This is a genomic window from Streptomyces sp. NPDC017991, assembly GCF_044328075.1.
Classification (GTDB): domain Bacteria; phylum Actinomycetota; class Actinomycetes; order Streptomycetales; family Streptomycetaceae; genus Streptomyces.
Map to the genome: position 1 here is coordinate 1 of NZ_JBIRGP010000025.1, position 10,579 is coordinate 10,579.

Consider the following 10,579-nt stretch of genomic DNA (forward strand, 5'->3'; position numbering starts at 1 on the left):
GGGGGGGGGGCGCGGCGCGCGGGGGCGGGGGGTGGGGGGGGGCCCGCGCCCCCCCCCGCCCGCCCCCCCGCGCGCCCGGGGGGGGGGGGGGGGGGGGGGGGGGGGCCCCCCCCCCCCCCCCCCCCACCCCACGGTGTGCCGCCTCAGGCGGCCGAGGACGCCTCCTCCACGGGGGAGGCGCGGTCCAGCTCTCGCTCGGTGCGCCGCAGCACGATCGAATCGGCGATCTCGCCGCTTCGTACCGCCATGTTCGACAGCAGGGACGACGTCAGGCCGTGGCTGTGCTCGGTGCCGCCCTGGAGATAGACGCCGCAGGACAGGTCCGAAGCGGTGACGAGGCGGTAGTCGCGCTCCACCCGGTGTCTGCCCGCCGCGTCGCGCTGGAAGTGCTCGTCGAAGTCGCCGAGGAGGCGGGCCGGGTCCAGGCCGTCGTAGCCGGTGGCGAACACCAGCGCGTCGACGGCCAGTTCCTCCGTCCGGTCGTCGAGCAACGAGCGCAGCATCACGCGGGTCCCGCTCCCGGTGCGATTGACCTCGGCGACCCGGGTGAGGTTGCGGAAGTGCAGCCGCCGGCTGCCGCGTATCTGTTCGTCGTACGAACGCTGGTACAGGGCTCGGATGACATCGCCGTCGACCACCGAGTAGTTGGTGTTGCGGTGATAGCGCCAGAACGCGTCCCGTGCCCTCTCGGTCCCGAAGTAGTAGTCGTCGACGGCGTCGGGGTCGAACACCTGGTTGGCGAAGGGGGTGTCGTCGGCGATCGAGTAGCCGTAGGACGGGATGACCGCGGAGATCTGGGCGTGCGGCAGCGAGTCGTGGAGGAACCGGGTGATCTCGGCCGCGCTCTGGCCGGCGCCGACCACCGCCACGTTCTTGAGGTCGTCCGGGGCGTGAGCGCCGAACCTGCCCAGGAACTCCGAGCTGTGCCAGACTCGTTCGTCGGTCGCGGTGCCCTCCGGCAGCCGCGGTACCAGACCCGTCGAGATGGCGACGTTGTGTGTGGTGACCACGCTGGTGGTGCCGTCACTCCCGCGCACCTCGACCTCCAGGAGGTCGGGTGCCGGGTCCCCTGCCTTCGTGCAGGGCCGGATCGAGGTGACCTCGGTGCCGTAGGTGACCTGGTCGCCGACGCCGGCGGCAGCCCACTCCAGGTACTGGTGGAATTCGTGCCGGGTCGGGAAGAAGTCCTGATTGTTCACGAACTGCACCAGACGGTTCGAGGCGTGCAGAAACGAGATGAAGCTGAACCGGGACATCGGATTTCTGAAGGTCGCCAGGTCCTTGAGGAATGAGATCTGCATGGTCGTGGACGGCAGCAGCATGTTCCGGTGCCAGCCGAACGTGGGCTGCTGCTCGAAGAAATGGGACTTGACCGGAGGCTGCTGAGCGCTCGCCCCGTGCTCATCCAAGGCGATCGCGAGCGACAGGTTGGACGGGCCGAACCCGATGCCGACCAGGTCGTAGATCTCTTGATTGCGCCTACCCGCTGTGCCCATAGAAGACTCTCCCGCTGCGTCTGGGAAACTGGGCCGGTAGCCCGAGAGACGATTCAGCAGTGTGCTCCAGAAACTGCGCCAAAGGCAACTCGAAGAACACATGCAGACTGTTCTTGAGATTCTCCGGATGCCCGATACCTGAAATTGTTGTCCTGTTGACGGGACGGCGGTACGGTCGGTGCGGATTTTTCGAAATCTTCGCGTGGCGCGGCTCATGCTTATCTGTCCGAGTAATGCGATCAGTCACGTCCTGAACCATGCCCGTGCTCTGAGTTAATTTCCGAAAGGGTGAATCCGGATGTTCGTTCCCAGCTTTTATCGCGAACCGGACAGTTCGTGGATGGTGGACCTGATCCGTGGTAATCCATTGGCGCTCGCGGTGGTCAATGGCAGCCCCGAGGACGGTCCGTTCGCCACGCATCTGCCGGTCATCTTCGACCCCGAGACGTCAGGCGACTGGTCCGGAGAGCTGCCGGGGGCCACGCTGCTCGGCCATATGAACCGGGGCAATCCGCACTGGGCGGCCCTGGAGACGGGCAGCGTCCTGCTGCTGACGTTCACCGGCCCGCACTCCTATGTGTCGCCCACGGTGTACGAGGTGACCCCGGCAGCCCCGACCTGGAACTTCACCACGGTGCATGTCCGGGGCAGGGTGGAGAAGATCGACTCGGTCGAGGAGACGCTGGACGTGGTGCAGTCCACCGTGCGCGCCTTCGAGGGGGCGTTCGGCACCGGATGGGACATGACCGAGTCGCTCGACTACTTCCGCAAGATCGTGCCCGGCGTGGGGGCCTTCAGGTTCACGGTGACCGGGGCGGAGGGCATGTTCAAATTGAGCCAGGAGCAACCGGCAGAGGTGCGCGAGCGTGTACAGGAGTCGTTCGGGCAGAGCGCCTGTACCTACAAGCGCGAGACCGCCGGGATGATGAGCCGGCTGCCGTGACGCGGTGGGCGCTTCGGCGCCCGGGGCCCGGACGCCGACAGCCACCGCCCGGGTCCGCCCGCTGTTCTCCTTGAGCGCGGCCGGATCGCCGAGACCCGCCGGGGGTCCGCGATCACGCCGTTGCCGGGTGACCGGCACCCGTGTCCCGCGTTCCCGAAGCCGACGCCCAACTGATCCGTGGCCCCGTGCCCCGTCCGAGGACGGCTGCCGGCGCCCTCGGACGCTGAAGGCTGTCCCGTCGACGGGACACAGGCGATCGCCGGGGCAGCCGTAGGTGAACGGCATCTCCGCACGCGGTCCTCGACGGTGGGGTGTTCGACTCGTGCCGGTCCACCGGTGAGCGGTCGGGCGAGGCGCCCTCAAGGATCGGGGCGGTGGCGGGCGAAGGCGTGACGGATACGCACTTTCCGAGGGGGCCTTCGAATAGGAAAAGACCGATTTCGGGCCAAAAGTGCGGCTCCATAGAGTGGACTGCATTTTTTCAGGACTCTGCAAAGTAGTGTTCGATGGCGCCAGGGTCCTTGAACCGGTCACGGGGTCGGGGATCTACTCGGAAGAGCCAAGAGGGTGCACGCCGTAACTGCGTCACCCTGGCGATACGGGGTCTTTATCGGCCAGAAACCATGGCCGGGTGAACGGGGGTGAGTCGGATTAGTTTATCCGGAAAGCTTTTCGGGCTGAATGGTTTCCGCGGTTGCCGATGTGGCCGTCGAATTCCCTGCTTACGGGAGCCATTTATGGAGGTACGGTGAAAAATCGGCCCGAAGAGCTTGAAAGTCAAAAGGTCGTCCTGTTCGGCAAGGTCTCTGAAGGAGGACTGCGACAACGAAGAGCCGGCAGCCACGAGGTACACCGCACCCAGGTGCTCACGACGGGGGTGGGACTCCAGATACCGGCGGGACTCACCTTCGACGACTGGGAACGCGCTGGTTGTCAGCTCTCCGGAATTCTCAACTCGTCCTCGTGGTGGCTCGGTGACTGGCTGGCATACGGCAAGGACCACTACGCCGACCGCTACCAGCGCGGAATACGCGCCGCGGGTCTGCAATACCAGACCCTGCGGAACTACGCCTGGGTGTCCCGACGCTTCGAGTTCCACCGGCGCCGCGCCGCTCTCAGTTTCCAGCACCACGCGGAGCTGGCGTCCATGCCCGTCGACGAGCAGGACCTGTGGCTCGACAGGGCGGAGCGGATGAAGTGGACCACCAAGCAACTCCGGAACGCGATCCGCGCCGAGCGTGAGGGCGACTCACTTCGCAAGGAGGAGACCGGCGCGACCCGGCGCCTGGCGGTACCGGACAGTCGGCTGCAGTGGTGGCACAGGGCCGCCGCGCAACTCGGTAGTGACCTGGACCAATGGGTGCTGTCCACTCTGGATGACGCTGCCGAGCGTGTGCTGAAGGACGTCGCCGCACGGACCGCGCTCACGGACTGACCGGACCGATCACGGCGGAGGCGGTCTACGGGACTGTCTCCGCCGTGCGTCGTGAGGACGGCCCTAGCCTCCGAGGCGGCCGGCTCATGTTCCCCTGGTGCAAGGGACTTCACGCCGGGACTCCACCCTAGGAGTGGAGTCTCATTCCGTCAGGCGGGCCGTCCGGGCTCGCGGGCGAACGGCACACCACGATGTCGCCGGTGATGCTGCGGGCGCTCACGTGCACGTGCTCCTCCAACGAGGGCCGACTCTCCAGCAGTGCAAGGGACTTGTACACCTTGCCGGATCCGCAGTCCAGATCCAGTTGAGCCGTCGTTCCGTCGGCGATGCCGATGTCGATCTGCCCCGACGTGGTGTCGGCGGAGACAGACCCCCGCACGACCTCCTCCAGCGAGATGTCCCCCTGGGCCGTCAGTGCTTCGACGCCGGCGTGTGCGGAGCCGATGCGTATGCAGCCCGCGTCCGTGCGGGCGCGGACGATTCCGGCGACATCGCCGACGTCGATGTCGCCTTCGCCGGTCGTCCGGATGGTCGCACTGCCGTCGATCCGGTCGATGCGCACTTCGCCGCTGTTCGCTGTTGCCTCGGCGTCCCCGCTCACGTGGTCCACCCTGATCTCGCCGAAGGCGGCGTTCAGGCGAACGGGTCCCGTGCGGTCGAGCCGGATGTGTCCGAGTCCGGTCGTGAAGCGACACCTGCCCACGGTTCCTTTGCACCGGAAATCCGTGGCGACCGCGTCGCCGTGGATGTTCGACCCGGTGGGCAGTTCGATCACGAGGGTCACCGCTCCCACCACGCCGGTGGCACAGCCCGGTTCCGGCACGCTCACGAGCAACCTGCCGCCCGTGTAGTCGACGCGGGCATGCTCCGCCGTACGGACGTCGACCGGGTCGCCTGGGTCTCGGGGGCGCATGCCGACCGTGGTGTTCCTCCGGTCGGTCGCGAGGATCTTGGCCTGGCCGAACGCCAGCTCAAGAACCACCTGGATCGGCCCGGGGGTGTCGAATGTCAGCATGACGTGGCTCCTCCGGGAGCTCGGCGGCGGTCGTGGCCGGACGAGGACGGGGGCCTCTTCGGCGCTGTGCGGTCATAGGCCGCTGAAGGATCCCCCAGGACGGCCCGGGGGCAAGCGGATGGCTGGCCGTGAACAGGAACCGTCCCCCAAATCTCGGACCGTGCTGCGACCGCCAGGGGGCCGCAGCACGTCGGCTTCACCGGTGCACCGGGAGCGCCCCGTCCGATCGTGCAACGGAACTTTGCGGAACCTCACCACATCCGGCATTCGGCTACCAACCGGCGCGCCGCTCCGGATTGCGTGATGCCGTGCAAATCCCTGTCCTGCGTCTCGTCGCCGGGCGCGTGGAGTGGGGCCGTGCCGTACGGCTGGCTGTGACGCCTTGTGGCGTCAGCGTAGCGAACTCGCTATTTCACGAGGAGTGGATATTCGGACACTCTGGGTGAGTGTTAGTGGTGGCGTCCACCTCCGTTTCCGTGGTTACTCCGGGGTATTCGGCTCGTGCGTGCGTGCGGGCCGAGTGGTGGGTGCGCCGTTCCGAGGGGCGGAGTGCGCCAATTTGGCGCCATGTCGATCCTGGTGTCCGGGGCGGCCTCCCTGACGTCTGCGGTGTCGTGCGTTGCGCAACGCCCCGCTCTCGGCCATGTGGCAGGCGACGCGGGTCTCGGTGGCGTGATCCGAATGCCCGCGGACAGCGAGGCGGCGGGCGGGACCCGCCGGCGGAGCGCCGCAGAAGGTGTTCAGGGCCCGGAGACGACTGATCGCGGCGCCGGAGGCGGGGCCGCGTCGTGAGTTCGTCTACTGGGTTGCGGGGGTGACCGTGCGCCGTCAGCGGGCGCTCCGCACTGCCGCGGAGCCTGGGTGGGCCGGCCCGGCCGCGGGCGCTGTGCCGGCGAGCCATGGCACCGCCGTGGCCGGTCGGTCGGTGTGGCTGCCGCTGCCGCCGGCGCTGCCCCGGGGGAGCGCCGGCGGCGAACCGTCCGGCCGGTGGCTCGGTGGCTCGGTGGCTCGGTGGACGCCCGGGCGTGGAGACCGCCCACCGCGACGGCCCGCCGACCCACCGGCACCCTTGTGATCCGACGGCAGGCGACAACGCCCGAGCGAGGGAGGGCGCAGTGCCGAGAGCAGCCCGGTGAGGGCTGCTTGAGCTGTCACCGGCGCGTGAGGACGGCCGTCACCCGGACCCGGGAACGCTGAACCGGAAATCAGCTCACGCCCGAGCCGGCCCACGACCGGTCCGGGTCACGCCCGGTCCGGGTCACGTCCCGGGCGTCCGGCCGTCCCGCGCCGGTGACAGGAGGGGGAGGGGAACGCGCCGCGTCAGCCGCGTAGTTCGAGCATGCAGCACTTCACACTGCCACCCGCCTTGAGCAGTTCGCCGAGCTCCGTCGCGATCGGCTCGTACCCCTGCTCGCGCAGGCGCGCGGCGAGCCCGGTGGCCCGCCGGGGGAGCATGACATTCCGCCCGTCCGACACGGCGTTGAGGCCGAAGACCTCGGCGTCCGCCACCTCGGCGCGGATCGCGTCCGGGAAGCGCTCGGCGAGGACCTGCTGGCTGGCCGTGGAAAACGCCCCCGGGTAGTACATGACGTGTCCGTCGCTGAGGACCGACAGGGCCGTGTCCAGGTGGTAGAAGCGCGGGTCGACCAGCATGAGGGACACCACGGGACGGCCGAAGAACTCCTGCGCCTCGCCGTGCGACCGGGTGTCGCTGCGGAAGCCGGTGCCGGCGAGGATCACGTCGCCGGCGAAGAGGAAGTCGCCCTCGCCCTCGTTGACGTACTGCGCCATCTTCACCTCGGGCCAGCCGCGTTCGCGGAACCAGTCCAGGTACGCGGCGGACTCGTCGGCCCGCTGCTGGTGCCGGAACCGGGCGACCAGGACCTTGCCGTCCACGACGGTGGCGCCGTTCGCGGCGAAGACCATGTCCGGCAGGTCGGCCACGGGCTCGATCACCTGCACGTCGTGACCGAGGGCCGCGAACGTGTCGTGCAGGTGCTTCCACTGGTCGAGGGCCACATCGGCCGAGCTGGGTTTGTCCGGTTCCATCCACGGGTTGATGGAGTACGTGACGCCGAAGTAGGTCGGGCGGCACATGAGATAGCGCCTGGGCGACGCCTGCCGGTCGCCTGACCGGCGTGTTTCCATGGAACTTTCTGACACGTTTACCCCTTTGGTTCGCCAGATCGTGTCTGGAACGGAGACGCAACACCGGGGACATGAAGCGCGGGTCGCGCGCCACGGGAATCGCCGCCGACGGGCGGAATTTGACACCGGTGAGCGGAAACGCCGGAACGGGAGTCATGTCCTGTCGGCGGGACGTCGGCCGACGGGAATGGGATCGGCGCACCGGAGATCTCCCGGCCCGACCACTCTCCCTCGGTGCACCGGAAAACGATAGCCGGAACAGCCAATGCGCCGTGGGGTTCGCGGCATTGCGGTCCGAAGAAAGCATCGGGCGCACGCTCGGCGCTGCCAGCGCTCATTCGGCACCACGATGCCCGGCAGTGAATTCCGTGCCGGCGAGGCGCGCACAGACCGAACATCTGGGCCGACAGCCCTGTTGCGGAATACCTTCCGGCGAAGGGGGGAATTCCACATTCGGAAATCCGATGTGTGCCGACAGGACCGGAACGGCTTCCTCAGAGGTGCTCTCGGCTGTCCTCCGTCTCAGGGCCGATGCCCTGCTGATGTCCTCGCTGACGTCCTCCGGACGGGACGAGGTGGGTGAGGCGTTCGTATACGCACGCCGCCGAGGTCAGGACCATGTGGTGGTACCAGCCGGGAAGGGAACGGCCCTCGAAGTCGAGCAGGCCGAAGTCCCGTTCCAGATACTCGATCGAGGACGCGGTTCCCGCGGCCAGGTCGGCCAGCGAAGCAACGTTGTCAAGCGGGTGGTGGGTGAGATTCGTGACCCACATCTGGCGCGGACGGGTGCCCGAAGGCACCTCGGCGAAGAGTCGGTACGGGGGTCCGACCTGCCCTCGCTGGGGTCCGGCGAGGTGGACGAGAGCCGTGTGCATCCGGGTGCTGCGTCTGCTCCCGTCGGGTGCGGTGACGACGACCCCTTCGGGCGAGCCGAGCGCGGGTCCCGCCTTGGCGACCAGCCGGGCGGTGGTGGTCGGTTCAGGTTCGCCGGCCGGGAGGACCGTCAGGTTCTGCGGCACCGCCATGACGAAGTCGCGGCCCCGGCGCCCGAGTTCATGGATGAGCAAGGGTGTGTCGGGGACGCTGCTCAGGTCGGCGACGACTGTGTGCGACATGCCGACCGTGCGGGCGCCGAGTGTGTCGACCAGATGGAGCGCCTGCATCCATATGGGGCGGTACGGAACGCTGTCCGGGATGCGTGTGCGTCGGCGCAGCTGTTCGTCCTCGGCCCACGGGGCCGGCAGGTGCAAGCGCCAGTCGACGGGAACCTGCACGGCACCGAAGCACATGAGCGCCCCCAGACCCAGCTGTCCGTTGAGGGTGCGTCCCGAGGGGGGATCGAAGTAGCGGTGCACCCCGACCGAGTTCTCGCCGCGTTTGGGGAGGACCGCCCGGCCGATCGCACAGACGGGGTCGGGGTCGTACCGAAGGGCCCAGTGTGTGAGCGCGCTCAGCACCGGATCCCAGTCCCATGGGCTGAGGCTGACCAGTTGCCGCAGCGATTGGATGGCCGTGGCGGAGGTGGAGACGGTCTGGGCCAGGCGGCGGACGGACTTCTTGCCGGGCGTGGCGAGCAGTGCCTCGACGTAGGTGTGCGCCCACCGGCGTTGATCGGCGCGTCTGAGACTGCTGAAGATCGTCTCAGTGAAACAGGTGAGGGATGTCTCCAACTCCCTGGTCGACTCGCTGAATACGGTGTCCGAAGATCGGGTTTGGCGCGTGCTCATGGCGCAATAACTCCCCCGAGGTTACTGTGCGTTGCGATCGCTGAGTCTAGGTTGGCTGCGCTTGTGGCGCCACCAAGTTACCCCTGTGGCTGAAAGTGGTGCCTAGCGTGGCGCAACATGGCTCCTTGCGTGTGCCGTGTACTCCGCGTGTTCGGGGAGCCGCCTTCTCGACCGCGCCCGGACAACAGAAGGCGGGCCGCCGCGCGGGAGGCGCGAGGCGGCCCGCCTTCTCGCCGCGCGGGGGACACGGCGGTCTGAGGGGGAGGGGTCAGACGCTGTCCGCGGCCATCGCCTCACGCAGGCTCTTGGGCCGCAGATCCGTCCAGTTGGCCTCCACGAAGTCGAGGCACTCCTGGTGCCCCGCCTCTCCGAAGACGATCCGCCAGCCGGCGGGTACCTCGACGAAGGACGGCCACAGGGAGTGCTGTTCCTCCTCATTCACCAGGACGTAGAACCTGCCGTCTGCGTCGTCGAACGGGTTGCTGCTCACGGTCGCCTCCGATTCAAGCCAGTTGTGATGTGCTTCCCCACGGGGTCACCCACGGCTTCGAGCCGATCGGTGTCCCGTCGGACAGGACAGTGAACCGGGCGTCGACCGGCCGGCCGAAAGCGTCCGGACAAGTGCCCGTAGAAGTTGTTCTCCCATGATGCATCTTCATTCCGGAGAACAAGCGGTGCCGTTGTGCTGCAGCCCTTCTATACGTCCGGGAAGACCTGGTGAAGGAACTCCTACCATATTTGCGGTGTCCCGGCGACGGGACATGTCATTGGTTCCTTGAGGTGCTCGTCGGCGCTTCTGTTTTCCCTTGTCGTGCCGCATCGGTGCTCCTACGATCAGCAGCGAACGACGAGCGGCATTCGAGCTCCGGTGTGGAGTGATGCAAGGTTGTCGTGAAATTCCTGACTCATTGAACATTTCCCCGGAGGGGAGAGTAGAGGCGTCATGACTGCACACGAACGCACCCGTCCGCAGAAAGAGAGTTCCGGCCTGGTGGCCGAGAGCGCTTTTCTCTGGCGTGCGCGGCGGCCCGACTGCCGCCATCGACTGATCTGCTTTCCGTACGCGGGTGGCGGCGCCGGCGCGTTCGCCGGCTGGGCGAGGGAGTTTCCCGACGAGATCGAGGTGACCGCCGTACAGTTGCCGGGCCGGCAGAACCGTTTGCTGGAGGACCCGGCGGTCGATGTGGATACCTTGGTCCGCGAGGTGACGCTCGCCCTGCGACCCCTACTGGACCGCCCGTTCTCCTTCTTCGGGCACTCCTGCGGCGCCCTGCTGGCCCACGAGGTGGCACGGTCGCTGCGTGCCAAGGGTGAGCCGGGACCGGCCCATCTGTTTCTGTCCGGGGAGTCCTCACCGGCGGCGGCTCTGGGCCGGCCGAAACTGCACGAGCTGTCGGACGGGGAATTCCGCTCGAAGGTGCTGAGCCTGGGCGGATTCGACGAAGAGGTCGTCGAGGACGAGGACGCCCTGGAGGTCCTGCTGCCGCCGGTGATGGCGGACTTCCGGCTCTGGGAACGGCACAGGACCGCACCCGGCACCCGGCTCGACTGCCCGCTCACGGTGCTGGCCGGGGAATCGGACGAGCGGGCACCGCTGGAAACGCTCGGACAATGGCAGGATCAGACGACCGGGAAGTTCGAGCAGCGGATCTATCCCGGCGGCCACTTCTATCTGTTCGACGGCGACGGCGGCGCGAATGCCGAACTCGTGAAATTCATCAGCGGTGAGCTGATTGCCGGGCATGGCCGAGGCGTGGCGTAATCACCCGCGAATTCAAGTTCTGATGTGCACAGGAAGAAAAGACCGGCATCCGG

General features: G+C 67.7%; 8 protein-coding genes. 3 read left to right on the forward strand and 5 right to left on the reverse strand.

Annotated elements, in window-relative coordinates:
* Positions 1–143: 143 nt before the first annotated feature.
* On the reverse strand, positions 144–1,496 hold the full coding sequence (locus tag ACH4DZ_RS42710; RefSeq protein ID WP_398294926.1) for a lysine N(6)-hydroxylase/L-ornithine N(5)-oxygenase family protein: 1,353 nt from the start codon (positions 1,494–1,496) through the stop codon (positions 144–146).
* 298 nt (positions 1,497–1,794) lie between these two features.
* Here ACH4DZ_RS42710 and ACH4DZ_RS42715 point away from each other — a divergent pair, with 298 nt between their 5' ends.
* Together ACH4DZ_RS42715 and ACH4DZ_RS42720 are read left to right on the forward strand one after the other, a co-directional pair.
* Positions 1,795–2,439: an FMN-binding negative transcriptional regulator gene (locus ACH4DZ_RS42715; protein WP_398294928.1), complete on the forward strand. Its 645-nt coding sequence runs from the start codon at positions 1,795–1,797 to the stop codon at positions 2,437–2,439.
* Between the two features lie 877 nt (positions 2,440–3,316).
* A complete protein-coding gene (locus ACH4DZ_RS42720; RefSeq protein ID WP_398294930.1) occupies positions 3,317–3,874 on the forward strand; it encodes an LmbU family transcriptional regulator in 558 nt (185 codons plus the stop codon).
* Between the two features lie 127 nt (positions 3,875–4,001).
* Here ACH4DZ_RS42720 and ACH4DZ_RS42725 read toward each other — a convergent pair whose 3' ends face one another.
* The 4 genes from ACH4DZ_RS42725 to ACH4DZ_RS42740 form a co-directional block, all read right to left on the reverse strand.
* Positions 4,002–4,889, reverse strand: coding sequence for a DUF4097 family beta strand repeat-containing protein (locus ACH4DZ_RS42725; protein ID WP_398294932.1), 888 nt, complete (start codon positions 4,887–4,889; stop codon positions 4,002–4,004).
* 1,320 nt (positions 4,890–6,209) lie between these two features.
* Positions 6,210–7,037: a dimethylargininase gene (gene ddaH / locus ACH4DZ_RS42730; protein WP_398294934.1), complete on the reverse strand. Its 828-nt coding sequence runs from the start codon at positions 7,035–7,037 to the stop codon at positions 6,210–6,212.
* Between the two features lie 494 nt (positions 7,038–7,531).
* Complete coding sequence (locus ACH4DZ_RS42735; RefSeq protein WP_398294936.1) at positions 7,532–8,764, reverse strand: IS701 family transposase; 1,233 nt, start codon at positions 8,762–8,764, stop codon at positions 7,532–7,534.
* Between the two features lie 268 nt (positions 8,765–9,032).
* A complete protein-coding gene (locus ACH4DZ_RS42740; RefSeq protein WP_398294937.1) occupies positions 9,033–9,254 on the reverse strand; it encodes an MbtH family protein in 222 nt (73 codons plus the stop codon).
* A gap of 501 nt (positions 9,255–9,755) precedes the next feature.
* On the opposite strand from ACH4DZ_RS42740, the gene ACH4DZ_RS42745 reads away from it, so the two are divergent.
* Positions 9,756–10,526 (forward strand): thioesterase II family protein, encoded by a 771-nt coding sequence (locus ACH4DZ_RS42745; protein ID WP_398294939.1) that lies wholly within the window; start codon positions 9,756–9,758, stop codon positions 10,524–10,526.
* Positions 10,527–10,579 lie beyond the last annotated feature (53 nt).